The organism is Granulosicoccus sp. 3-233 (assembly GCF_052681095.1).
In genome coordinates this window covers 1063234-1088231 of sequence record NZ_JBQYLE010000001.1, presented here as the reverse complement: position 1 = coordinate 1088231, position 24998 = coordinate 1063234, and the positions used below count along the sequence as shown (strand labels likewise).

At 57.5% G+C, this 24998-nt stretch carries 24 protein-coding genes; 11 read left to right on the top strand and 13 right to left on the bottom strand.

Features of this window, described 5'->3' with window-relative positions; all coding sequences use genetic code 11:
- Positions 1–328: 328 nt before the first annotated feature.
- Positions 329–2092 carry a hypothetical protein gene (locus ACUNV4_RS04800; RefSeq protein ID WP_430877352.1) on the top strand — a complete coding sequence of 588 codons (1764 nt, stop codon included), beginning with the start codon at positions 329–331 and terminating at the stop codon, positions 2090–2092.
- A gap of 149 nt (positions 2093–2241) precedes the next feature.
- Here ACUNV4_RS04800 and ACUNV4_RS04795 read toward each other — a convergent pair whose 3' ends face one another.
- The 8 genes from ACUNV4_RS04795 to ACUNV4_RS04760 are packed head-to-tail and all read right to left on the bottom strand — an operon-like array spanning position 2242 to position 9920.
- A complete protein-coding gene (locus ACUNV4_RS04795; RefSeq protein WP_430877351.1) occupies positions 2242–3123 on the bottom strand; it encodes a dihydrodipicolinate synthase family protein in 882 nt (293 codons plus the stop codon).
- The gene (locus ACUNV4_RS04790; RefSeq protein ID WP_430877350.1) at positions 3120–3458 is read right to left on the bottom strand and encodes an L-rhamnose mutarotase; all 339 of its coding nucleotides are present in this window, start codon (positions 3456–3458) and stop codon (positions 3120–3122) included. Before ACUNV4_RS04790 ends, ACUNV4_RS04795 begins: the two co-directional genes overlap by 4 nt.
- Positions 3455–4618 (bottom strand): enolase C-terminal domain-like protein, encoded by a 1164-nt coding sequence (locus tag ACUNV4_RS04785; protein ID WP_430877349.1) that lies wholly within the window; start codon positions 4616–4618, stop codon positions 3455–3457. The genes ACUNV4_RS04790 and ACUNV4_RS04785 overlap by 4 nt, the downstream gene beginning before the upstream one ends.
- On the bottom strand, positions 4618–5679 hold the full coding sequence (locus ACUNV4_RS04780) for an ABC transporter ATP-binding protein (RefSeq protein WP_430877348.1): 1062 nt from the start codon (positions 5677–5679) through the stop codon (positions 4618–4620). The genes ACUNV4_RS04785 and ACUNV4_RS04780 overlap by 1 nt, the downstream gene beginning before the upstream one ends.
- A gap of 4 nt (positions 5680–5683) precedes the next feature.
- Positions 5684–6838: an enolase C-terminal domain-like protein gene (locus ACUNV4_RS04775; RefSeq protein WP_430877347.1), complete on the bottom strand. Its 1155-nt coding sequence runs from the start codon at positions 6836–6838 to the stop codon at positions 5684–5686.
- Positions 6835–7692, bottom strand: a complete 858-nt coding sequence (locus ACUNV4_RS04770) for a carbohydrate ABC transporter permease (protein ID WP_430877346.1) — start codon at positions 7690–7692, stop codon at positions 6835–6837. Before ACUNV4_RS04770 ends, ACUNV4_RS04775 begins: the two co-directional genes overlap by 4 nt.
- A complete protein-coding gene (locus ACUNV4_RS04765) occupies positions 7689–8573 on the bottom strand; it encodes a carbohydrate ABC transporter permease (protein WP_430877345.1) in 885 nt (294 codons plus the stop codon). Before ACUNV4_RS04765 ends, ACUNV4_RS04770 begins: the two co-directional genes overlap by 4 nt.
- A 30-nt stretch (positions 8574–8603) precedes the next feature.
- Positions 8604–9920, bottom strand: coding sequence for an extracellular solute-binding protein (locus ACUNV4_RS04760; protein WP_430877344.1), 1317 nt, complete (start codon positions 9918–9920; stop codon positions 8604–8606).
- A gap of 202 nt (positions 9921–10122) precedes the next feature.
- On the opposite strand from ACUNV4_RS04760, the gene ACUNV4_RS04755 reads away from it, so the two are divergent.
- The 5 genes from ACUNV4_RS04755 (at position 10123) to coaA (ending at position 15446) form a co-directional block, all read left to right on the top strand.
- A complete protein-coding gene (locus ACUNV4_RS04755; protein WP_430877343.1) occupies positions 10123–11142 on the top strand; it encodes a LacI family DNA-binding transcriptional regulator in 1020 nt (339 codons plus the stop codon).
- 22 nt (positions 11143–11164) lie between these two features.
- Positions 11165–12232, top strand: coding sequence for a Gfo/Idh/MocA family protein (locus ACUNV4_RS04750; protein ID WP_430877342.1), 1068 nt, complete (start codon positions 11165–11167; stop codon positions 12230–12232).
- The gene (locus ACUNV4_RS04745) at positions 12225–13157 is read left to right on the top strand and encodes an amidohydrolase family protein (RefSeq protein WP_430877341.1); all 933 of its coding nucleotides are present in this window, start codon (positions 12225–12227) and stop codon (positions 13155–13157) included. The genes ACUNV4_RS04750 and ACUNV4_RS04745 overlap by 8 nt, the downstream gene beginning before the upstream one ends.
- Before the next feature lie 194 nt (positions 13158–13351).
- Positions 13352–14380: a LacI family DNA-binding transcriptional regulator gene (locus tag ACUNV4_RS04740; protein WP_430877340.1), complete on the top strand. Its 1029-nt coding sequence runs from the start codon at positions 13352–13354 to the stop codon at positions 14378–14380.
- Positions 14381–14453: 73 nt separating this feature from the next.
- The gene (gene coaA, locus ACUNV4_RS04735) at positions 14454–15446 is read left to right on the top strand and encodes a type I pantothenate kinase (protein WP_430877339.1); all 993 of its coding nucleotides are present in this window, start codon (positions 14454–14456) and stop codon (positions 15444–15446) included.
- A gap of 23 nt (positions 15447–15469) precedes the next feature.
- On the opposite strand, the gene ACUNV4_RS04730 is transcribed toward coaA, so the two are convergent.
- Together ACUNV4_RS04730 and ACUNV4_RS04725 are read right to left on the bottom strand one after the other, a co-directional pair.
- Positions 15470–15856 carry a VOC family protein gene (locus tag ACUNV4_RS04730; protein WP_430877338.1) on the bottom strand — a complete coding sequence of 129 codons (387 nt, stop codon included), beginning with the start codon at positions 15854–15856 and terminating at the stop codon, positions 15470–15472.
- A 14-nt stretch (positions 15857–15870) separates the two neighbouring features.
- Positions 15871–16176 carry a hypothetical protein gene (locus tag ACUNV4_RS04725; protein WP_430877337.1) on the bottom strand — a complete coding sequence of 102 codons (306 nt, stop codon included), beginning with the start codon at positions 16174–16176 and terminating at the stop codon, positions 15871–15873.
- A 439-nt stretch (positions 16177–16615) separates the two neighbouring features.
- Here ACUNV4_RS04725 and ACUNV4_RS04720 point away from each other — a divergent pair, with 439 nt between their 5' ends.
- Together ACUNV4_RS04720 and ACUNV4_RS04715 are read left to right on the top strand one after the other, a co-directional pair.
- Positions 16616–17218, top strand: a complete 603-nt coding sequence (locus ACUNV4_RS04720) for a gamma carbonic anhydrase family protein (RefSeq protein WP_430877336.1) — start codon at positions 16616–16618, stop codon at positions 17216–17218.
- A gap of 187 nt (positions 17219–17405) precedes the next feature.
- Complete coding sequence (locus ACUNV4_RS04715) at positions 17406–18113, top strand: GntR family transcriptional regulator (protein WP_430877335.1); 708 nt, start codon at positions 17406–17408, stop codon at positions 18111–18113.
- A gap of 16 nt (positions 18114–18129) precedes the next feature.
- Here the strand turns inward: ACUNV4_RS04715 and ACUNV4_RS04710 are convergent, their stop codons facing one another.
- Positions 18130–18894, bottom strand: a complete 765-nt coding sequence (locus ACUNV4_RS04710; protein WP_430877334.1) for an SDR family NAD(P)-dependent oxidoreductase — start codon at positions 18892–18894, stop codon at positions 18130–18132.
- Between the two features lie 216 nt (positions 18895–19110).
- Here ACUNV4_RS04710 and ACUNV4_RS04705 point away from each other — a divergent pair, with 216 nt between their 5' ends.
- From ACUNV4_RS04705 to ACUNV4_RS04695, 3 genes are all read left to right on the top strand, one after another.
- Positions 19111–19992 (top strand): BKACE family enzyme, encoded by an 882-nt coding sequence (locus tag ACUNV4_RS04705; RefSeq protein WP_430877333.1) that lies wholly within the window; start codon positions 19111–19113, stop codon positions 19990–19992.
- An 80-nt stretch (positions 19993–20072) separates the two neighbouring features.
- Complete coding sequence (locus ACUNV4_RS04700; RefSeq protein WP_430877332.1) at positions 20073–21677, top strand: GMC family oxidoreductase; 1605 nt, start codon at positions 20073–20075, stop codon at positions 21675–21677.
- A 99-nt stretch (positions 21678–21776) separates the two neighbouring features.
- Positions 21777–22913 (top strand): mandelate racemase/muconate lactonizing enzyme family protein, encoded by a 1137-nt coding sequence (locus ACUNV4_RS04695; protein ID WP_430877331.1) that lies wholly within the window; start codon positions 21777–21779, stop codon positions 22911–22913.
- Positions 22914–23097: 184 nt separating this feature from the next.
- Here the strand turns inward: ACUNV4_RS04695 and ACUNV4_RS04690 are convergent, their stop codons facing one another.
- Positions 23098–23826, bottom strand: coding sequence for an SDR family NAD(P)-dependent oxidoreductase (locus tag ACUNV4_RS04690; RefSeq protein WP_430877330.1), 729 nt, complete (start codon positions 23824–23826; stop codon positions 23098–23100).
- Positions 23827–23899: 73 nt separating this feature from the next.
- Positions 23900–24916: a zinc-binding alcohol dehydrogenase family protein gene (locus ACUNV4_RS04685; protein ID WP_430877329.1), complete on the bottom strand. Its 1017-nt coding sequence runs from the start codon at positions 24914–24916 to the stop codon at positions 23900–23902.
- Between the last annotated feature and the right edge of the window lie 82 nt (positions 24917–24998).

Here is a 24998-nt window from a genome sequence, read left to right as displayed (position 1 = left end):
TCATCCTGACTTGTATTTCACGAGGTGTGCCATAGTTGCCATGGAATTGATCTTCTGCATTGACCATTGTTTCAGGAGGCGAGACTCGGACAGCCCTTGTACCTGGCTCAATCCTTCTTTTGACACGAAGGTATAGTGGCACGGTCGATACCCGACTGTTAGTCTCCCCGTAGATCTTCCGTTGAATTTCTGATCATCGGGCAACCATTTCATTCAGAAAATGGACGGTTATTCCGCTGTGGAAATATCTTTCCCCTAACGTCAGGAATCAAGCCATACATCTCGATAGTCACCAGGAAATCTCATTGTGAGCATCACCAAAACTGACTTGAGTCATTCAAAACGCATCTGGCTGTCCGGTCTCATCTGTGCGGTCCTGCTGAGTGCTTGCAGTGATGACGATGAAGCAGACAACCCTCCGGCCGCGGGCGATGAATACCAGATATGGGCATCAGATCAGTCGAATTCCGTCGCTGATGCAGACGGGCCAGGCACCAAAGGTAGCTATCTCTGGATCTGGAACTCGGAAGATATGGAAACGCAAATCGCGGGAGGCGACGATGCCATTCCTGTCGGCTGTCTCCCGGCAGACGATGAATCGGTCGCGGTGCCTGCAGGTCCTTGCGACCTTCTGGATGTTTTCCCTCAGGAGCTGGTGGAAATTGACGCGAACGGCAATCCAACAGGCCAGACATTGGCTGATCTGAATGGCTTTGGGCGCTTACATGGCATGCTGGCGGACCCTCAGGATCGGTACGTGACAGCCAGTATCTTTGCACCAGGAGGTGGCTTTGTTGGTGTCATCGACACACGAACACGAGAAGCGATCAGCCTGTTCCGAGTCACGGGAACCAATGTTGGCGATGGTACTGATGTGCGGTCGGTACACATGTCTGACTGGACGACGGATGGTAATGCGATTCTTGTGGCCAATCTCAATGGCAAGGTGCTCGAACGCATTGATGCGACACGGGACGCTGAGGGCAAGATCACAGACATCGTCTTCAATCGGTCGGCGTCACTGGGAGTGGGCAAGGGACAGGTTGTAACGACTTCAGCCACGACTTTCAGTGGCAATAATGCATTTGGCAACCCTTTGCTTGGCAGTGTCGGAGGTGATTATGCCAACGCGGATTTTGCAGATTTGACCCCCGGTGGTGTCTGCAAGGAGAACGGCTGCGATGGCACCGACGGAGCACTGGGTGGCAGACCGAACAACGTGATCATTTGTCCCATTTCCAGTACTGGCGGAAACAGCTATGTCACCTTGGGTGGTGGTGGTTTGATCATTGCCAACACGCAAAGCACACCCATGAGTATTGTCGGAGAATACGGCAATCAGTCTGTCAATGGTGCTGGTTGTGGTGGCATACAAACCGGGGATACAGTCTGGATCAATGCGGGTGTCTCTGCCTCTGCCGCCGGAGCCACCCAGTCCGTGTTCACGATGTACACGTTCAACGACAGTGACTTTCAGGATGTGTCCAATCCGCAAAATACGCCTGCGCCCATGTTGCTGTACAAGGATGAGGGAAATACAGCCACAGGGGGTAACGAGACCGGAGTTGAATCCAATGACAGTGGGCAGTTGCCTGACGCAACCACTCGTCGTGACTCACACGGAATGGCACCCACTGTAGACGGTAGATACGTGCACACGGTTGACCGAATCCGCAACGTGGTAGAGGTGTTCGACTCCACGGAATTCAACAGGACAACCTATGATCTGACATCGGAAGATGGTCGTGGCAATGGCGAAGGCCCCTGTCTGGCGCGGTCCATAACGGACGATGCAGGATTGCCACAAAACGATCCAGCTCCCGATCTGGTGGAGAACACGCCGGATGGAAAATATCTGCTCATTGCCTTTCGCGGGCCATCCCCGGTATCCGTCAATCATTCAGCACAAGGTTCCTGCCCAGGAGCGGGAGTTGTAGAGCTGACCGATGATGGTGCCTATGGCCGATTGGTTACTGTGCTGAATACGCGTAATTCGGTGGATACATCCGCTGTCAGTGCTCCGGGTGGGCATGCCTACAGTGGGACGGAGCGCAGTGATGTTCACGGGGTCATTTCCGTACGAATGCCCTGAGGTTTACGCGCTCTTGATCTGGACACCATCGGCAAGGATTCCACCACAGAGCGTGACGCGGTGCGCCGGTTGAACATGGCTGTGCAGCTACTGGAATACCGCCTGACCCAGTCAGGCGGTGGTACTGGCACGCAGGAGGCGTAGGCAGGCTACCCTGCCACACGCTCCACCAACTGCTCGATCTCCTTCGCCGTTACCGAGTCCGGCAAGGCGGTGGGTGGGCGCACGGTAGCGCGATCAAACTGATTCGCCTCACACAAGATCGCCTTGTGCACGTGATAGAACAAGTCGGCGGATTGAAAGCCCAGACGGCTCACCGGCAGTATGCGGTTCTCGACAATCTCTGCTGCCTGCTCAGACTTACCCTCATTCAGGCAGTTCCAGATCTGCATGAAATCCTGCGCCTGGCTGGCGAACGGCATGGTGCCTCGCGCACCGCGTCGATACTCCTCCACGATTGTGCCACCACCGGCACCTCCGAGAATGGTCAATTGCTCACCCACCGCCGCGGTCATGGCAGCCACTTGCGCCACCGTGGGTTGCGTCTCCACCTTGATGGTGTCGACAAGCGGTACAGCCTCGGCAATGCGCAGTGCCAGTGCTGGTGAGATTGGTGCCTGGGGGACGTCCTGCAGGACAATGGGCAGACTCACGGCATCGGCGATTCGGCGCAAGTGGTCGATCACCGATTCCGCGCCGCAGGCAAAGAAATCCGGCGGCCAGATCATCAGTCGTGTGGCACCGGCCTCAGCCGCCTCGATGGCCAGCTGCACTGCCGGTGCCGTACCGGGAGCCGAGGTGTTCATGATGACAGGCACCCTGCGGTCAACCTGCTTCGCTACCGCGCGCAGTATCTCGCCACGCTCCTTCGGTGTCAGCTTGAAAATCTCGCTGCCGATGGCAATACCGATGCCATGCACGCCAGCGCCGAGCGTGGCCTCGACTTCACGCTCCAGACTGGCGTAGTCGATCGACAGGTCGTCGTTGAAGGGGGTCAGCAGAATGGGGATGATGCCTTCCATACCAGTCATGTGTCGTTCTCCGTCGTGGGCTCCAGTGCGAAAACCTCACGCAATACAGTGTGAATCGGTTGTTGGTCGTCACCCGTCGTCTCCATCAACGGGGCCATCTTGCGCCACCAGCGACGGGTGATGTCACTCGGTGGCGCCGTGGTTGAATCAAAAGGCTGCGCGCGCTCCTGAAAGGCAAAGATCGTGGTGCCGGAACGGTACAGAAAGAAGCGCACGATGCCGCTGTCTGTCATCTGCTCTCGCAACTCCGGCCAGATCTCGGCATGCGCTGCCTCGTAGGCAGCTTCCGAGCCTTCTGTCAGTTGCATCGTCCAGGCGCGGCGGTAGAGGCTCATGAGGCTATCCGGTTGTCGTCGATGTGCTCCCAGATGATTTCGTAGCCAAGCCCCGGCGTCTGTGGCAGTGCCACGTAGCCTTCAGCGTCCATGGGGTCACAATTGCGTTTCAGATAGGGATGGCTTGCGTTGTAGTCGACCCCGGGGGCCAGCAGCCCTTTTTCGTACCATTCACTGGTATCTTCCGAGGTGGCTCCCATGACCTGCAGATTGCCCCAGCCTGCCATGTGAATCTCGCAACGCTGACCGAATGCTTCGCAAACGACCGCTGTCTTGCGACAGCCCGTGACACCGCCGCGCCTGATATCCATGCGGCTCATGTCCGATGCACCACGCAATATCCATTCAGCGCGGGTAAACACCCCACCAGCGGCGATTTCCGGGGCAAGAACCGGGATCGACAATTCCCTGCACAAGCGAACATAACTCTCGACACGGTATTCGGGCATCGGATGCTCGAACCAGTAGAAATCGTTCTTCTCCAGTTCACGACCGACCTTGATGGTCTCTTCGATCGTGTGATACGTACCCCAGACGTCGTACATCAATACCATGTCCGGCCCCACGGCTTCCCGCACCAGATTGATGGTCTCGATATCGGCGCGAATGTTGGACGGGCGCCCCTTGGTCGGTTTGCCGGTGTCCGGATTCCAGAAGTAGTGAGGATGAATCTTGTAGGCCTGGTAACCCTCCTCACGACAGGCCAGCGCATGTTCGGCGTAGACCTCGGGCTGCCCGATATTGGGATAAGTCGAGGCATAGGCCGGCACCTTGTCACGCGCCGCACCCATCAGTTTGTACACCGGCAGGTCGGCGTAGCGCCCCGCCAGATCCCAGAGCGCACAATCGATAACGCTCTGCGCCACTTCCGGAAGATTGGCCACCCACATCCATTTCCACACGGCTTCGCGATCGAAAGGATCTTCGCCGAGCAGAAGATCACGAACGCGCCCTTCGATCAGACGCTGTTCGTCAGGCGTCATGCCGTCCTGATCACCGTGTTTGCCGCCGCCCAGGAAATAGCCGCTCACCCCTTCATCGGTATCGATGCATGTGATCGTCTGATGCACCTCCGCCTGCGGCTTCAGCCGCGCATGACCGATGTCCCATCGATCCGCATGCGTGCGAAAGCGAATTACCCTGACATCCGTGATCTTCATCAGACAGAACCTTGAATCGTCCGTTCAGTCTCCGAGTCGAAGCCGTGCAGCTTGCCTGCGGAGATCGAGAAATGCACTTGATCGCCCGGTGACAGCGTGATTCGATCACGCGTGGTCATGATGATCGACTCACCACCGGTTCGCAGTACCAGCTGGGTTTCCGCACCGGTCGGCTCGATAAGCGCAACCTTCGCCGCAACGCCCGCATCCGACAGACGGATGTCTTCCGGACGAAAGCCGGCAATGACTTCACGTCCTTCATTCAGAGCAACCGGCAGTTGACCCAGCGACTCCTGAGTATCCAGAACCAGCTCACCACCCTTCGCCGTGGCCTTGATGAAATTCATCGAAGGCGAACCGATGAAGCCTGCCACGAACACACTGGCCGGGTTGTCATACAGCTCCAGCGGCGATCCTATCTGTTCGATCTGACCACCTCGCATTACCACGATGCGGTCGGCCATGGTCATGGCTTCGATCTGATCGTGTGTCACATAGACCGTGGTGGTCTTCAGGCGTTGATGCAGTTCCTTGATTTCCGAACGCATCTGTACGCGCAGCTTGGCATCCAGGTTCGACAATGGCTCGTCGAACAGGAAGACCTTGGGATCACGTACAATGGCCCGCCCCATGGCAACCCGCTGTCGTTGTCCACCGGACAACTGTCGTGGATAGCGGTCGAGCAAATCGGTCAGATCCAGAATCTCGGCGGCCGCATTCACCTTGCGATCGATTTCTGCCTGAGACTCCTTGGCCAGTCGCAGCGAAAAGCCCATGTTCTTCGCCACACTCATGTGCGGGTAAAGGGCATAGTTCTGGAACACCATGGCGATGTTTCGCTCTTTCGGCGCCAGGGTATTGATCACTGTTTCGTCAATGCAGATATCACCACCGGTAATGGTCTCCAGCCCGGCGATCGATCGCAGCAAGGTGGATTTCCCGCAGCCGGAAGGACCCACGAGTACGGTAAATTCGCCATCGCGTATGTCAAGGTCGATGCCATGCAGCACTTCGACAGGGCCATAGGATTTGCGGATGTTTTTCAGTGCGACGGACCCCATGGGGCTAGCCCTCCTTTATATGATTGACAGCCACCTCGAAGGCGGCGGAAACGTGTGGTGGTGGACGATTGCCGGCCGGATCGCAAGGCACGGCAACCCGCCCGTCAATGAAATCGGGGCGTGACCCCATCAGACTGTAAAGCGGCGATGCTTCTCCCCGGTCGACACACTCGACCAGTGCATCGTTCTGTCGAGCAGCGGCAAGCGCCAGTGCCCAGGGTTGTTCGCAGGTGTTGTGCAGAATGACCGGCACATCATGACCACTGGCCAGATCGAGAATGCGCAGCGCTTCGCTCACGCCTCCCGCCCAGGCCACGTCCGGCTGCAGAATATCCACCAGCCCGCTGCTCAGCAGATCGGTGCAATCCGCGTGTGAAAACGCAAAATTGCCCAGGGCCAGCGAGATGGATGGATCCATCTCGCTGCGTATCTTCCCCAGCGCTTCCAGATCCTGCGGAGGTGTGGGGTCTTCTATCCAGGTCAGTGGCAGATCGGCGACCCCTTCGGCGAAGCGCAGAGTGTAGTCGGCATCCCACGACAGGAAGGCATCGATCATGATCGGCACATCGGGGCCCGCTGCGGCAGCAAAGCGCCGCATCAATGCGATGTTCTCATCCAGGCCCTGCTGTCCCGATTCCGGACCATAGGGAGCGGCCGCCTTCAGCCCACGCCAATGACCGCCATTGAAGGTCTCGGGCCTCTGGGTGGTCATGTAGACCGGCAATGTGTTCTGGTCCGACCCTCCCAGATGCTCCAGCAGGGATTGTCCCGAAGATTTTGCGCTCAGATCCCACAGCGCAATATCCACCCCCGCCACGGCCATCATGGCAAATCCGGATCGGTCGCACGGCAGTAGCGAGGCACTCATCTGGTCATTCAACATCGCCAGATCATCGATCTCCTCTCCATGGAGCAAGCGTGCCAGATGCTCGTTCACGATCATCTCGACGATCTCACCGCCATTGGTGCATCCCCAGCCGGTGTTGCCATCTTCGCCAGTGACGCAGACAAACACCTTCTTCGTCGGCCACATCCAGCTTGAACGCTCTTTCGCAAAGCGTGCAAAGCGGGACATGGGCGAAGCAACACGACTCGTCTGCAGTGACTGTCGGTTGAAGCCGCAATCCACGGCCCGTGCGCTGATCGAGGTGATCCTCATCCCTTGACAGCCCCGGCCAGCAGTCCGCGGGTGAAATAGCGCTGTCCGAAGAAGAACACCAGCATGATGGGCAATGCCACGATGGTCGCTGCGGCCCCCACGTACTGGAACTCCAGCGTGAACAGTTCGACAAAGCTTGCCAGCCCAATGGTGACGGTCTTGTTCTCGTTGGACTCGAGCAATATGGAGGCAAAGGCAAACTCGGACCAGGCGCCGACAAAGTGCCACATGGATGCGGTGATCAATGCAGGTGTGGCCAGTGGCAGTACCACCTTGACCATGCTCTGCAGACGAGTGGCACCATCGATCATGGCGCTCTCCTCAAGCTCCTTGGGAATCTCACGCAGACTTGACGCGATGATCCAGGTGGCGAAGGGCAAGCCGAAGGCCGAGTAGAGCAGCACCAGCCCGATGAGACTGTCCTGCAAGCCCAGCATGCTCATCAACCGGTAAGTGGGCAGCAGTAGCGCCGCCCCCTGGAACATGCGGCTGATCAGCAGTCCGCCCAGAATGAGGTCACGACCCGGAAAGCTCAATCGTGCGAAGGCATACCCCGCCAGTGTGCCGAAGAACAACACCAGCACGGTGGAACTGATGGCCACGAAGAAGCTGTTGCCGATCAGTTGTGGCCAATCCAGCAACTGCCCCTTCTGATGGGTATCCGAGAACAGCGCCGTGTAGGCATCAAGAGTTGCAGCCTGCGGCCAGAAAGAGATCGGCAGTTGCGCCAGCTCGGCTTCCGTCTTGAACGAGGCCAGAAACAGCCAGAAGACCGGAAACAGCACATAGATGGATATCACCAGGCCTACCAGGCCGAGAAAGAGCCAGTAAAGCGGACGTGGTTGCTCGTTCATTTCGACTCCTCCGACGCCCAGGAGCGGCGATTGACATACAGGTAGAGCGCAACGATGGACGCCAGCATGAAGAGGTTGACCACGGACATGGCTGAGGCAACACCCCAGTTGAAGAACTCGAAGCTCTGTTGATAGATATAGGTGGCCATGATCTGGCTGGCATTGGCGGGGCCGCCTCCGGTCATGATCCACGGCAAGGCAAACTCGGCGGTAATCCAGATCATCGAGATCACGGTGACAGCCGTCAGCGAAAAGGCGATATTGGGCAAGGTGACGAAGCGAAAGCGTTCTACAGCATTGGCCCCATCCATGCGAGCTGCCTCCAGCTGGTCATCCGGCACCGATCGGATGGCGGCACACAGAATCAAGGCCACCAGAGGCATCTTGCGCCAGATGAGCACGATGACCAGCATCCACATCACCAGATCCGGGTCGCCGAGAAAGGAAATGGTGTCCTCGGTAATTCCACTCGACTCCAGTGTCTGGCCGATGATGCCGACCTGCCCATGCAGCATCCACTTCCAGGCCATGGCCGTGACCACATCAGGCAGTACCCATGGCAACAGGATCAGTGCACGCAACCAGCCGGTCATGCGTGAATCAATGGCCAGATACGTTCCGACACCAAGACCGACGGTGACGCACAGGAATGTACCGCCCAGAATCCAGATGGCCGTGTTCTGCAGTACCAGTCCGAAGACCGGATCAGCGGCCAGTGCCCGGAAATTTCCGAGCGTACCGAAACCACGCTCCTGCCCCATCACCACTTGAGTGAGGCTGAGTGTGGCCACGTTGTAAGTAGGCCCGACGACGAATGCAACAACAGCAATCACGACAGGCAAGATCATGGCATACGCCAGTAAACGATCGCTTCGCAGCATCGTCGGGCCCTCCCAGGGGTTGTTGAAGACTTAGCCGCGGATCAGATCGATTTGTGTCTGTGCGGCAGCTGTGGCTTCGTCCAACGCTTCCTGCGGTGTCTTCTGGCCAAGTACGGCTTGCTGTATTGCGGTACCCAGCGAGGACTCGATGGCCGATACCCCGATGAAGCGCGGCATGGGTGCACCGCCCTTGAACAGAGTGCCTGCATCGTAGGACTTGACCCAGTTCGGCCAGGCTTCCTTCAGCTCGGGGTTGTCCCAGGCAGCCTTGCCTGCCGGGATACGTGCAATCTCGGGCTGACCACCCCAGATTTCCATCTGCTGGTTCTGCGACCAGAAGTCGACGTACTCCAATGCCGCTTCCGGATTTTTCGCCCGCGAGGAGATCATCAGCATCGCTGTGCCATCCATGATCGCGCTGACGGGTTCATAACTGCCACTGGGCTTTTCAGGGCGCGGGAATGGCACGCCGGTCCAGCGCACATCATCGTTCACACCCCAGGGGGTGTTGAGCCATGACAAGCCGATCCACATTGCGGTACGCCCCTGTCCGAACAGTTGCGCCGTATCGCGGAAGAAGGTTTCGGTCATGGAAGTGGCCGCCGGGGTCGAGCCATCGGCAATCAGATCCATGTACAACTGCAGGGCATCAACCACGCCCGGATCGTTCAGTGTGACCTTGCCGGTCTCCTCATCGAAGATGCGTCCACCATTGGCATAGGCCAGGCCCTCGAAGATATTGATATCCACAGGCGCTGTCGTCGCCGGGAAGGCAATACCCGGGCGATCGGGCTTGGTCATCGCCTTGGCATACTCACGCAGCTCTTCCCAGGTTTCCGGCGGCCTGTCGAAGCCGGCCTCTTCCATGGCATCGAGGTTGATGGCAAGGAAGCTGGCCATGTCCACATAGGTAGGCAATGCGTAGAGCTTGCCTTCGTGAACACCGGACTGATAGACCTCGGGAACGATGCGCTCCTTCCAGCCGTCCATCTTGCTGCCAGCGATATCGTCAAGTGGCTGCAGCATGCCGAAGCCTGCGAATTCCGGGATGTCCTGACCGAAGGCGATGACGACATCCGCCACGCGGTTGGTCTGGAATCCGGCCAGGATCTTCTGCCGACGGATCTGCCCGTTGAAATAGGAATACTTCAGATCGATGTCCGGATTGGCCTGCGAGAAGACATCGTTGCGTTGTGCCCAGGTTTCGATTTCCTGAGGCGTTCCGCCGAACTTCCAGACGGAAACTTCGCCGGAGGCCGCGTGACCCCGACTGAACGGCAGAAATGCAGCTGCACCGGCAGCTGCGGTGGCGCCCAGAAACCTGCGACGGTTGATTGATGTAGACATGCTATCCCCCTCATGTGGCCTGAAATGGTGTTTCCAAGAAATCTCTATCAACGAATGACATTCGAATATCATTGCGTGTAAACTGACGTTAACGGAAATGATGTTCGTATGTCAATTACAAATTGAGATTTTTCAATTCCGCCTTGCACAAAAGTGCACGGCGCGAATACCTGCACGGCCAAGATGCTGGAGAGAGTGCGACATGACACAACACAACAAGAGGAAAGTGACCCTCAAGGACGTGTCCAGGGCTTCCGGACTGTCATTGATCACCGTGTCCCGCGCCCTGCGCAAGCCGGATACCGTGCACGCAGATACACGCGCCAGGATTCAGCAGACCATTGAAGACATCGGCTACATCCCCAACCTGACGGCGCGCTCCCTGGTGTCGCAGCGCTCCGGCATGATCGGCATCGTGGTACCCATCATCGCCAGTTCCCTGTTCGCCGACTTCGCCCAGGGAGCCAATCAGGTGCTGGAGCCCAAGGGGCTGCAGATGCTGCTGGCCATCAGCGACTGGTCGCCGGCGAAGGAGGAAGAAGCGGTACGAACCTTCATTGCGCGCCAGGCTGACGCCATCATCGTGACCGGTTTCTCTCACACCGAGGCCACCCGCAAGATGCTCGACACCTTTCCCGGTCCCGTGGTGGAAGCCTGGAACCTGTGCGACAAGGTGGTAGACAGCGCAGTCGGCTTTGACAATTACAGCGGTGCCGTGGACATGACGCGTCATCTGATAGAACGCGGATACCGACACATCGTCCTGGCTGGCGGCGCCTCCTCGGATAACGACCAGGCGCAGGACCGGACACGCGGATTCATCGACACCATGCGTCAGGCAGGGCTTGACGCGGATGAGAACGTGATACTGGCTTCAGACAAGCCTGCCACCATCGCCAGCGGCATGACACTGATCCAGTCACTCCTGTCACGCGAGCAAAAGCCCGAGGCCGTTTTCTTTCTGGCAGAGCTGCCAGCGCATGGCGCGATGATGTGGTGCCTGTCGAACAAGCTCAGTGTTCCGCAAGATGTCGCCATTGCCGGCTTTGGCGATCTCGACCTGTCAGCGCTTCTGCCGGTACCCATGACCACGGTCCAGATCAAGGGACGCGCGATCGGCGAGCGCTCCGCCCAGCTGGTCATGGAACGTCTGGAGGGCAAGATCGACCAGCCCTCCACCCATGACGTTGGCTATCACCTTCAAATCAGAGAAAGTACCTGACCCACTCAAGAGGCATCAATCAATGATAAAAGCAGCAATCATCGGCGCAGGGCACTTCGCCTATCGCATGCATATTCCCGTTCTGGCCAATCGGCCCGAGGTCAAGCTGGATTCGGTCTGCCGCCTTGGCCAGAAGGAGCTCAACCTGATCCAGAAGGAATTCGATTTCGACTTCGCCACGGAAAACTGGCAGGAAGTACTGGACCGGGATATCGACATCGCGGTCATTTCCTCGCCACACCACCTGCATCATGAACAGGCCAGAGCGTTTCTGGAAAAAGGCTGTCATGTACTGGTGGAGAAACCCATGTGCCTGGAGCCCGTAGACGCCTGGGATCTGGTTCAGGTGGCAAACGCCTCAGAGCGGGAGCTACTGGTTGCCTACGGCTGGAATTACAAGCCCGGACTGGACGAGATGCGCGAGATGATCTCGCAGATTGGCGAGATCGAACACGTGGTCTGTCACATGGCCTCGTTCACCCGCAGCATATTCTCCGGTGGTGAGCTGGCCAACTGGCGACATATCGCCATTCAGCCGGAACCCAGTACCTGGGAATCTCCCGACCAGGGCGGCGGATATGCCTACGGTCAGCTGTCCCATGCGCTGGGTATCCTGTTCTGGTTGACCGACCTGCGCTGTTCGACCGTGCGTTCGATGAACTTCAGAGCCCCCTCCACCATCGACTTGCACGATGCCGCCGCCGTGCGATTCGACAACGGTGCGACAGGCGTCTTTTCCGGCAGTTGCGGTGTTCCTCATGGGCATGGATTCGAAGTGGACATTCGAGTGTATGGCAAGCATGGCTCGGTGCTGCTGGATATCGAAACCCAACGTCTGGTACTGAAGCTGCCTGATGGAGAAACGCGGGTGGCAGAAGTGCCTGAAGACGCCTGGAAATACAGCTGCGAGGGGCCCGCCGACAGATTGGTCGACATCGCCCTGGGGCGTGGACGCAACGAGAGCCCCGGCCATGTGGGCGCTCGCGCCGTTGAAGCACTGCATGCCATCATCGAATCCGACAAGGCGGATGGGGAGGAGCAGCAGATCACCCGATATGACAAGACAACGACAGAACAGAGTGATGGCTGAGCCTCAACTTCCCGGCACAGGCTTTCTGCAAGGCATCGACATCGTCGATGCGCATCACCATTTCCTGCAGCTTGACCGCTTCCCCTTTCACTGGCTGGCGCCCGATGCCAGCCCGGGTCGCTTTGGCAGCAAGGAGAGCCTGCGCCGCGATTTCCTGCCCGTGCACTATCTCGACGAATTCTCGGGCCTTGCACTGTCGGCAAGCGTACATGTCCAGGCCAATTGCGGGGCCGAAGACCCGGCAGAGGAAACCCGCTGGTTGCAGCAACTGCAAGCCCGGACCGGCTGGCCATCGGCAATCGTGGGAGAGGCCGAGCTGCTTGATCCGACGGCTCCGGAGCTGATTGCACGCCACCTGGAGTGCCCTGCCCTGCGTGGCATCCGAACGCCCGTTGCCTGGGACAGGCAGGGGCGCTGGCGTGTGGCGTCGCAAGCGGGCGTCATGGCCGACGCCGGGTTTCGTCGCTCTCTGTCGATACTGGAAGCCAATGGGCTATGTCTGGAAGTGGTTGTGGTGCCTGAACAGTTCGACGAACTGGCCGCACTGGCCAGGGCACATCCCGGGCAGCTTATCGTCGTTGATCATTTTGGCACACTGGAACCGGACGAGCCCGGCAACGCGCAAGCCTGGAAAACGGGAATCGACCTGCTCGCCGACCTGCCCAATGTTCATGTGAAGTTGTCCGGACTGTGGACTGTGGACAGGAACTGGGAACCGGCGGTGGTTCAACCATACGTTCGCCACTTGCTCGACACCATCGGGGCCGAGAGGATCCTGTATGGCTCGAACCTGCCAATCGAAACGGTCAATTGCTCGTTGGTCCGGCAGATGTCGCAATTGCAGCAGATATTGGCCGAGTGTTCCGCCAATGAGCTTGGACAGATCTTTTCGGACGCAGCCAGACGGGTTTACCGCCTGGTCTGAGGAGGCAGGATTTGTCGCCCAGCACCGCAGGATGTCGCCCATCCACCCGCGCGGCGCGGTTCCACAATCCGCAGCGGGTGGAGGCGAATTGTGACGAGAGACTCGTATGTCGTTGATATCGCTGCATCAGGGTCGTCATGATATGCTGTTTGCACTATCGATCCTGCCAAGGAAGTTCGCGTGTTCTGCATCACATGAAGTCCAGTCATCGGAACGTCACACTCCGAGATGTAGCCAAGGCCTCTGGCTTGTCCCTGATCACCGTATCCAGAGCCTTGCGCCAACCGGAACTCGTGCAGCCACAGACGCGTGAGAAGGTCATGCGTACCATCAACGAGATCGGCTACCTGCCCAATCTGACGGCACGCTCCCTGGTCTCGCAGCGCTCCGGCATGGTCGGCGTGGTAGTGCCCATTCTGGCCAGTTCCCTGTTCGCCGACTTCGCCCAGGGGGCGGCATCAGAATTGCGCCAGCACGATCGCCAGATGCTGCTCGGTGTCAGCAACCGCTCGGTGGATGATGAGTTCGAGGTCATCAAGACCTTCATGGCAAGACAGGCCGACGCCATCATCGTTACCGGTTTCACGCATTCCGATGCCTGCCGGGAACTGTTGTTGCGCTTCGACGGCCCGGTGGTAGAGACCTGGAACCTCAGACCGGATGCCATCGACATGTGTGTCGGCTATGACAACTTCCAGGCATCCGAAGCCATGACCCGCTATCTGTTATCCCGAGGTTACCGCCGAATCGCCATGGTGGGCGGTGCGTTCGAAAACAATGATCAGGCGACTGACCGGCGAGACGGCTTTCTGGCCGCCATGACCGAGGCAGGTGCCAGCGTTGCCCCCGAGCATGTGGTGTCAGTGCCCAATCCGACAACCATTGCCAGTGGCAGGGATGCATTATTGCAGCTGATGAGCAGCAGCACGAAACCCGAAGCCATCTTCTTTCAGGCAGAGATACCTGCACACGGCGCCATGATGGCCTGCCTGTCTCATGGCTATTCGGTGCCGGACGATGTTGCTTTGGCCGGTTTTGGCGATCTGAGCCTGTCCGAACACCTGCCTGTGCCACTGACCACCGTGCGCTTGCGAGCACACGATATCGGCTCCCGCGCTGCGAGCATGGTGCTGGCCGATCTGGATGGACAGAAAAGCGGCGAAGCTGCCCCTTCCCGCCACTGTGACATGGGCTTCGAAATCATCGAACGGCAAAGTACCTGAGCGATTGATACCACGTCGCCCCGGATTACCGGCACTGCCAGCAGATTGACTCGACCTGGCGATTCCAGCGACAATGGCCACCGTTCAATTGCCAGCCCTTGCCGAGCCCATGCCCGATAACGACCCGGATAAGGATCGCCTGTCGCCTTATCGCAGTTTCTCGGTCACCGAGTGGGCCCGACTGCGCGAGAATACGCCGTTGCCCCTGACCGAAGAGGAGTTGACGGAGCTGCGCGGCATGAACGAGCGAGTTTCTCTCGATGAAGTCGCTCAGGTCTATCTGCCCCTGTCTCGTCTGCTGAGTTTCTACGTGGCCTCCATTCAGACACTCAACGAGGGTACGCAGCAATTCATGGGAACCAATACCGAGAAGGTTCCGTTCATCATCGGTATCGCGGGGTCGGTCGCCGTGGGCAAGAGTACGGTGGCCCGAGTCCTGCAAACGCTGCTGGCACGATGGCCCGAGCATCCCAAGGTCGATCTGATCTCCACCGATGGTTTTCTGTACCCCACTGCCGAGCTCGAAAAGCGTCAGTTGATGCATCGCAAGGGCTTCCCGGAGAGTTTCGATCGCGCCGCCCTGCTCGACTTCCTCACCGCAATCAAGAGCGGCCGTGGCAATCTGCGCGCCCCCATCTATTCGCACCGACTCTACGATCGCGTCAAGGATGAACACATTCTGGTCGACCAGCCGGACATACTGATTGTCGAAGGCCTCAATGTGCTGCAAAGTGGCAAACTGACTCCCGGCGAACCGCAGGTGTTCGTCTCCGATTACTTCGACTTTTCCATCTATATCGATGCCGATCTGGATGTCATTCGGCAATGGTATGTGAAGCGCTTCCTGAAACTGCGTACAACGGTATTCAACCGGCCCGATGCGTATTTCAGGGACTATGCAAAACTGGGGGAAGACGAGGCCATCGAGACCGCCAATCGTATCTGGCGCACGATCAACCAGGTAAACCTGCACGAGAACATCGAACCGACCAAGTATCGGGCAAAACTGATTCTGCACAAGGGACCAACGCACGCCATTGATGCCGTGCATCTGCGAAAGCTCTGAGCAGCAAGCGATATATAGCTCGCTCAGTAAGCATGAAACGCTGACACAATCAGGTAATACCCATCCGGATCGCGCAGTGCGAACTCCTGCTGCCCTGAATTCGGATTCTGTGCCAGATCCGCTTCCATTGGAAAGCCCAGTGTGATCACGCGATCATGAGTATCCTGCAGGTCTCCGGTACAGACGTACAGAATCAGACCATTGCCCGGGCTGATGTCGGCTTGCATCATCGTCGGATGATCATGCGCTCCCCAGCGATGCAGGCAGAGTTGAATCTCACCCTGCCTGTCGGCCATCACCGCGAATTCATCACCGTCATGTCGGCTCTGCCAGGCAAATACGGACCGATACCAGTCGCGGCTGACGCCGACATCGCGCACCGCAATGATGGGGTCGAGTCGTGTCTTCATCGCCTTGCAACCCTCTATTTCTGACCGTTCTGTGTCGTCAGTCTGCGCAGGTCTTCCGCGATGATTCTGAATTCATCCGCCCTGGCCTGCTGCTCGGCATAGCCTTGCACGATGACAGCCCCCGGATCTTCTTCACCATCGTTGACACTGGCGCGTTCGTCGAGCCAGTCGATCAGGCCTTTCTGCTGCCCGGGCTCTGGGGACAGTTTCGCCAACAGATGCGACAGGATGTAGCGATGCGCACTGAGGCGCCCCTCCACCTCCTCTTCGTTCATCTGCGTCACTGGATTCGGCCTATCAGCCGCGTTGTCGTTGTTCATTGTTGACGGTGTCTCCGGTTGCTTTCGTGGCGGCGCGACAGCCGTTCGGCCACGCCGTTGACACGAGACGATAGCGACACTCACAGGATGGACTGCACTCTACTCCAGCCAATGAAGACGCTGCATTCATCCTACTCTTCATGGCACCCAACCATCAAATGCTGTCCGCGTTACCTGCATCAAGCCATAGCAACAAGAAGATGAAGACACAGCTTTGCGGAAGCTGCAGGTCGCGAAAGGGAGCATCGCGCGAAATCATCCGGAGTGCGCAAGTGACAATCAACTATAAATTGATATATATGTATATATATTTTATAGTATAGAATCAGCCACGGATTTGCGAATTGTTCAGGTCGGATCTCGCGCCGAAAATGTCCAGACAGTTCACTTCGCCGAGCGTCCGCTATCGCTTGTACATCCGCGGCCGGGCAGGCACCACTTGCCACCCTTCCGCTATCAACAAGTAACCGACCGGTCCGGAAACTTCAACACGACAACAGGTAAACACAACATGCCTCTTTACTCTCTTGGCGATATGTCGGTCAAATCGGCAGGTCCAGGTACCTACTGGATCGCTCCCGGCGCACATGTCATCGGTGATGTGCACCTGGGCCGTGATGTCGGCATCTGGTTTGGCGCCGTACTGCGGGGTGACAAAGAACCCTTGCTCATCGGAGATGGCACGAACATTCAGGAACACGTCATGATCCATGCCGATCCAGGGTTTCCTGCCACGATTGGTGCAGGCGTGACGATAGGCCATCGGGCCATCGTCCACGGTTGCACCATTGGTGATGGCACACTGATCGGCATGGGCGCCACCGTACTCAATGGCGCAAAAATCGGCAAGCAGTGCCTGATCGGGGCCGGTGCACTGGTGACCGAAGGCAAGGAAATTCCGGACGGATCTCTGGTCATGGGCTCTCCAGCCAAGATAGTACGCCCCCTTTCCGAGGAGGGTCTCGCCCAGTTGCGTAAATCTGCAGAAAACTATGTAATGAACTGGAAACGATTCAAAGCGGAATTGACAGTTCAGGAATGAGCTCATGGAAAGCAACTCGAGATCTGGGGATCGTCACACGATGACCCGCAGAAACATCATCCACCTCTCGCTGCCGAGATCAAGCGCTGCGACCAGACGCCGCCTGTCGCAACACCGACAATGACATGAAGTCAACACGTTTCGTGGCTATACGTTTTCTAGTTTTCACTAATGGAAGGTCAACCCTGTGTCACTGCAATCCAATCGTCGGGCAAACGTACCACTTCATGTCGAAGTTGCCGCACTGCTGCGAAACCGTATCAACAGCGGTGACTTGAAGAGCGGTGACAAGCTCCCCTCACTGGCAGAGTTGGCCGAGGTCTTTGGCGTGACCAGCCTGACAGTTCGTCAGGCAATGAACACGCTGCATGCCGAAGGACTGATCGAACGATCCTCGGGCCGAGGCACATTCGTCAAGGATGTCGAAATCAAACCGCGCCGGGTATTTTCTGTCAAATCCGATCTCTCCCAGTTGTCAGGTGGTGATATGCCGCTGGAAGTTGTCCTGACCACCGATTCCGCCTCCGAGGCTGAAGTCCTGATAGAAGGTACAGCCTTCAAGCGCCTGAAGCGCCGTCACGAACTGGGCGGCAAACCCTTCTGCATGCTTGATGTACAACTGAGAATGGATATCTATGACAGTGCGCCCGGAAAATTCGACAAGGAACTCATTGTTCCCACCTTGAAGAAGCTCGGCATAACGCTGGGCTCAGCGACACAGACTGTGGCGCTGTCCGCAGCGGATCTGGAGATAGCCGAAGGATTGCAGGTCGATGTGAATTCTCCGGTATTCAAGGTGGTTCGTACCGTGAAGAACGACAAGGATGAGCTGATCTACCTCGGCGATCTCATCTATGCAGGCGATGCGCTGGAGTTCCGCATCGACTTTCTCTGAATAATGCCCGAGTTGCTCAGGAAACCGTCATCCCACCATCGATCACGATGGTCTGCCCCGTGATCATCGGCGCCCCGGTCAGCAGGTAGACAATGGTCTGTGCTACGTCTTCCGCCTGGACGTGCCGTTTGATCAGCATCTTGTTCAGAGCGGCTTGTTTACGTTCGGCCGGCCAGTCCTTCGTCCAGGGAGTCGCGACCTGTCCCGGCGCGACCGCGTTTACCCGAACATCGGGAGCGAGTCCACGTGCAAGCGATCGGGTGACACTGACTACGCCCGCCTTGCTGGCCGCATAGGGAGTACTACTACCCTGCAACCCCATGCCAGCGGTAGACGCCGTGTTGACAATGGCACCACCCGAATCGCGCAGCGCGGCGGCAGCGACCTTGGAGCACCGAAAAACACCGATCAGATTGGTGTTGAGCAGCGCCATCCAGAGATCCTCGTCAATCCGGTCCAGTTCTGATGCAGGGATAGGATCACGGGTGCCCGAAATGCCGGCATTGTTGACCAGGTAATCCAGTCCGCCAAGATCCTTTATGGCAGTTTTCACCATGGATTCTGCACTACCGGGAATCGAGACATTGCCTGGTGCGCCAATGACATCCAGACCCTGCGACCGAAGACGCTCGATCTGTTCGGGACCTTGTGCGTCCTCGTCCAGATGATTCATGGCAACCCGAATACCCTGCTGCGCCAGCAGGGTCACACTGGCCAACCCTATGCCTGACGCACCACCGGTCACCAGTGCCGTACGTGTCTTGCCACTTTGCCTGTCCATTACTGTCTCCTGTTTTCGATGTTGAACGAGCTGCCGAGGCAACTTGCTCTGGGTAGTGACAATCCGACGACTCTACGCCGAATTGCTTGACCAACATTAAAACATATAGTAGTTTATAACAATAGATATTTATAACACTGTTGAAAATCCACTCGCATCGCGGAGCCATTACCGGAGAATCCGGCAGGTCCGCGCCAAACCGAAAGGACTACTGCCTTGACTAGAAAAACCATCCTGACCTGTGCGGTCACCGGCAACGGAACCATGCCTTCGCAGAATGAAAATCTCCCGGTCAAGCCGGCCGATATTGCGCAGGCAGCGATCGATGCAGGCAAGGCCGGCGCTGCGATCACCCATATTCATGTGCGCGATCCGGAGACGGCAAAGGGTTCGATGGATATCGCCTTGTACAAGGAAGTTGTCGATCGCATCCGGGATGCGGGCTCGGACGTGGTCATCAACCTGACCACCGGTGAAGGGCAGCGTTTCGTGCCCAGCGAGGAAGATCCCAGTATTGCAGGACCGGGCACTACCCTGTGTCACCCCGCGTTGCGCTCGGCTCATGTAAAGGAGCTGCAACCGGAGATCTGCACTCTGGATTTCAACACCATGGTCAACAAGACCTGGACAGTCATCAATACCCCGATCACACTCAAGACCATGGCTGACATTGCCAATGCGGCTGGCACCAAACCCGAGATCGAGATATTCGATTCCGGCGATCTGAACATGGCCAAGGATTTTCTGGCCAAGGGCATCCTCAAGTCACCTGCCATGTTCCAGTTTGTCATGGGAATCAATTTCGGCTCTGCCGCCAATTACCAGACTCTGGCGTATCTTGTTTCGCAATTACCTGCCGAGAGTGAATGGGCTGCATTCGGTATCGGCAAGAATGCTTTCCGCATGCTCGCACTCTCCTATCTCATGGGAGGCCATGTGCGTATCGGTATGGAAGACACGGTGTATATCGACAAGGGTGAACTGTGCAAGAGCAATGCTCAGCTGGTTGAAAAAGGCGTGGACATCGTCGAGAAACTCGGCGGCGAGATGGCCACGCCGGCAGAGGCTCGTGACATTCTGGGGCTGCGGCAGCTCTGAGTCCCGCATTCCATCGTCCAGCCCTTACCCCGTCGCAGGGGCTGGACTCCATAATTTATCCATTAGCTTCAGGAGCTTGCATGGAACCGGATTTCATCATCGTTGGCGCAGGTTCATCGGGCTGCGTGCTGGCCAACAGACTCAGCGAGAACCCGACACACAAGGTTCTGCTGATCGAAGCAGGTGGGCGAGATACCTACCCATGGATCCACATTCCGGCCGGGTATTTCAAGACCATGAACAATCCGAGCTACGACTGGTGCTACAAGACCAGCCCCGTTCCCGGTTTGAATGACAAGGCCATCAACTGGCCTCGCGGCAAGGTTCTGGGAGGCAGTTCGGCGCTGAACGGTTTACTGTATGTACGCGGTCAGGCCGAGGACTACGACCGCTGGCAGGAACTGGGCAACACGGGTTGGGCCTGGGAAGATGTGCTGCCCTATTTCAAACGTTCCGAGGACAATGAACGAGGCGAAGATGCGCTGCATGGCGTCGATGGCCCATTGAGCGTGTCCGATCCTCTTTACACACATCCGATCTGCGATGCCTGGCTCAAGGCCGCGCAAGAGGCGGGATACCCGGGCAACGACGATATCAACGGAGGCACACAGGAAGGCGTTGGTTATTATCAGTTGACCACTCGCAACGGTCGTCGATGCAGCACCGCCGTTGCCTATCTCAAACCAGCTGAGAAACGTCCGAATCTGGAAATACTCACGCGAGCGCAGGTGCGTCGAGTCATCCTGGAAGGACGCCGTGCGGTGGGCGTTGAGCTTGTCGATGCGTCCGGCCAGACTCGTACCATCAGGGCGAATCAGGAGGTTGTTCTTTCATCAGGTACCATCGGTTCACCGCACATCCTGATGCTGTCCGGCATTGGTAACGGAGAGCAGCTCAACAGGGCGGGGATCGTTCCGCAACATGAATTATCCGGTGTCGGCAAGAATCTGCAGGACCATCTACAGGCGCGTACTACGTTCAAGACCCGTCATGGTACTGTCAACGATGAGGTTCGCAGTCTTCTGGCGAAAATGAAGACGGCCATACGCTATGGGCTGAACCGCAGTGGCCCGATGACCATGGGTGCCAGCATGGTGGCAGGGTTTTTACGCAGTTCCCCCGATCTGAAGACACCGGATATCCAGTTTCACATCAATCCCTGGTCTGCCGACAGCCCGGCTGAAGGCGTTCATCCCTTTTCGGCGTTCACGGCAACCGTATGTGTTCTGCGTCCGACCAGCAAGGGGGAAATCACTCTGAACGGACCAGACCCCATGACCGCCCCCAGGATACAACCCAACTATCTGAGCACCGAAGACGATTGCCGCAAGACCGTAGAAGGCGTGCGCATCTCACGCCACATTGCCCGTCAACGCGCATTGTCAGCAGAAATCTTCGAGGAGTTCCGACCACCGCGTGAGCTCGATCTGGACGACTATGATACGGCACTGGATTGGGTACGCAATCATTCGACAACCGTGTTTCATCCGACCGGTAGCTGCAAGATGGGGACAGACGATATGGCGGTCGTAGACGCACGACTCCGGGTACGGGGAATCCAGGGGCTGCGTGTCGTCGATTGTTCGATCATGCCCGAGATCGTGTCCGGCAATACCAACGCAGCTGCCGTGATGATCGGCGAAAAAGCCAGCGACATGATCCTGCAGGACCGAGCCGACCACTGAGCCTGCTACTTTCTTGATACGACCGTGTTTGCTGGTGGTGATACCACCCGTAGTCCACAAGATCTCAACATCCACCGTCCAATTCATGGAGTTTCCTGAATGAGCACTACTGCCGATCACCACGAAAAGAGCCTTGAACTCATGTCGGTAGAAACCCGGCTGGTACGGACGCCCATATCCGTTCCGGTGCGTACCTCCTTCGGAATAATGCATGACCGGCCAACACTTCTGGTTCGCGTGACTGATTCATCCGGCACGCAAGGGTATGGGGAGATCTGGTGCAACTTTCCGGTTTGCGGTGCCGAACATCGAGCCCTGCTCGTGGACACCGAAATTGCGACACGCCTGGTTGGCCGGCAATTCTCCAGTCCACAGGACTGCTACGAGACAATGAATTCTCTACTGCGCATCCTGCGGTTGCAAACCGGTGAAACAGGGCCGATTGCTCAGGCAATCGCCGGGGTGGACATCGCCGTTTGGGACATGATCGCCAGGCGAAACAATGTACCGCTGCATGCATTGCTTGGATCCACACGACACAGGATTCCAGCCTATGCCAGCGGTATCAACCCGGTTGGCGTTCTGGAAACCGTCGAACGCGCCCGCGCGAACGGACACCGGCACTTCAAGGTCAAGGTCGGCTTCGGCGAGGAAACCGATCGCTCCAATGTTCACGGAGTGGCCGACAACCTGGGCGAGGCGGAAACCTTCATGCTGGATGCCAATCAGGCCTGGTCACCATCGGAAGCCATCCAGGCCATGTACTGGATCGAAGCATGCAACCCGCGCTGGATCGAGGAGCCGATGCCGGTCGACACCACCAGAGCAGCATGGCGCACCTTGAAGAACGCGACGAACATACCGATCGCCGGTGGCGAGAACTTTCTGACCCGTGGCGAATACGATGAAGTGGCACGCGGAAACTGGATGGATATCGTTCAGCCGGACATTGCAAAATGGGGCGGTTTCAGTGAATGCCTGCCGGTAGCAACTGATGTAGTTGCCAACGGGCTGACCTATTGCCCGCATTCTCTGGGTGGTGGTGTCGCACTGGCGGCGTCCGCGCACCTCCTGGCAGCGGCGGGCGGGCCCGGATTACTGGAATGCGACGCAAACGAGAACACATTCCGCGACGAGGTGTTCCCACTACCGTTGAGCAAGGGTTGGGTCACGCTGACAGACGAACCCGGGCTCGGAGTCAACATTGCAGCGCTGGAACGTGAATTCGAGCGATGACAAACGGAGAAGTCGAACCCTCAAGGGGCTTGTGCGTTGGCCCCTGTGCTCCCCTGAACCCTGAACCCTGAACCCTGAACTCGGGACTCGGGACTCGGGACTCGGGACTCGGGACTCGGGGCTCGGGGCTCGGGGCTCGGGGCTCGGGGCTCGGGGCTCGGGGCTCAAGTTTTGCCCCCCGGGATCAGGCCTTGATGGCACCATCAACGACAAACTCATGGCCAGTACAGTAGCTGGAGTCGTCGGAAGCCAGGAACAGGACAAGCTTTGCCACCTCGATCACCTCGGCGGTACGGCCAAATGGAATCCTGGCCACAAGCTCTTCTCGCGGTACACCGAAAGCATCCAGCATCGGGGTTTCGATATAACCGGGGTGAACCGAATTGACGCGGATCCTGGAAGGTCCGAGTTCAACGGCTGCAGCCTTGGTCATGCCCCGTACAGCCCATTTGGTGGCACAGTAGGCATGAGCCTTGGAGGCCGCCAATCCGGCAATGGAAGAAATGTTGACGATGCTGCCGGCCTTCTGCCGCTTCATTTCGGGTGCTACGGCCTTCATACCCAGGAATACACCTGTCTGGTTGATGGCAACCGTCTGATTCCAGACATCCAGCTCGGTCTCTTCCAGACCCAGCACCCTGAAAATACCCGCATTGTTCACCAGTACATCGATCTGACCGTACAATTTGACCGTGCCATCGATGACACGTGCCCAGTCTTCTTCGGAGCTGACGTCGTGCTCGAAAAACGTGCAGTTCTCTCCCAGGCGTGCGGCTACTTCCTCACCCGCTTGACGGTTGACATCCGTAATTACAACTCTGGCTCCTGCTGAAACGAACAACTCTGCCTCCGCAGCTCCCTGCCCGTTTGCGCCTCCAGTGATGATGGCGATCTTGTTATCAAGACGATTCATGCGATATCCTGTTGATGGCTTGCCACATTCGCGGCGTCAGTATTGATGTGAATGAGTCGGCGCTCAGCTTGCCTCAAGCAGCTGTGAAACCGTCGAGAACAATCTTGCCAATAGCGGTACCACGTTCCTGTTCGGTCAAGGCTGCTCGCAAGGTATCCGCACTCAATGCGCCGTGATGCCTGTTGACTGTCGATACCAGCACCCCCTCGTCCAGCAATGCCGATACGCGGTCGAGCAATGCCCCCTGGGCATCCATATCCTGCGTCTGAAACATCGAACGAGCGAACATGAATTCCCAGCTGAAAGTCAGTGCTTTCGATTTGATCAGTGTCATGTCGAGTGTCTGTGGGTCATCAATCATGGTGATATGGCCACGTGGCTCGATCAGGTCGACAATGGACGGAAAGTGCAGTTCAGTGTGATTCAGCGAGGCCACATAGCGTGGTTGTATTCCCAGAGCTTCCATCGCTTCCGGAAGCGACTTGCGGTGATCGATGACATGATCCGCGCCCATCCTGCTCACCCATGATATCGATTCGTCACGAGAGGCGGTGGCAATCACGGTCAACTCCGTGAGTCGGCTGGCCAGCTGAACCAGCATGGAACCGACACCACCGGCAGCGCCGACAACCAGCAAGGCTTCACCCTTGCCCTCACTGGCATTCAACCTGAAGCAATCGAACAGGATCTCCCACGCGGTGATACTCGTCAGCGGCATGCCTGCAGCCTCAGCGTGACTGAGCGATACCGGTTTACGTCCAACCAGCTTCTCGTTCACCAGTTGAAATTCGGCATTGGAACCAGGTCGCGTGAAGTCCCCTGCATAGAACACTTCGTCACCCGGCTTGAATTGTTTGATTGCCGAGCCCGCCTCAACCACGGTTCCGGAGGCATCGAAGCCCAGAATGCGAGGGGAACCTTCCGGCGGCTGCCGGTTGGCTCTGACTTTTACATCCACAGGGTTGACCGAGACTCCCTTGACTTCGACCAGCAGATCCTTCGCTCCGGGGCTCGGCTTGTCTGCCACGAACTCCACAACCGATGAGGCAGCATCAATGGCTCCCCGTTCCGTGTATCCAATAGCCCTCATATCGTTCTGACTCGTTTAAATGTCTGTGTTACCGTTCCTGCAAGGTGACAGAACAGCCTGATTCAAGCGAAACGCCGCGACT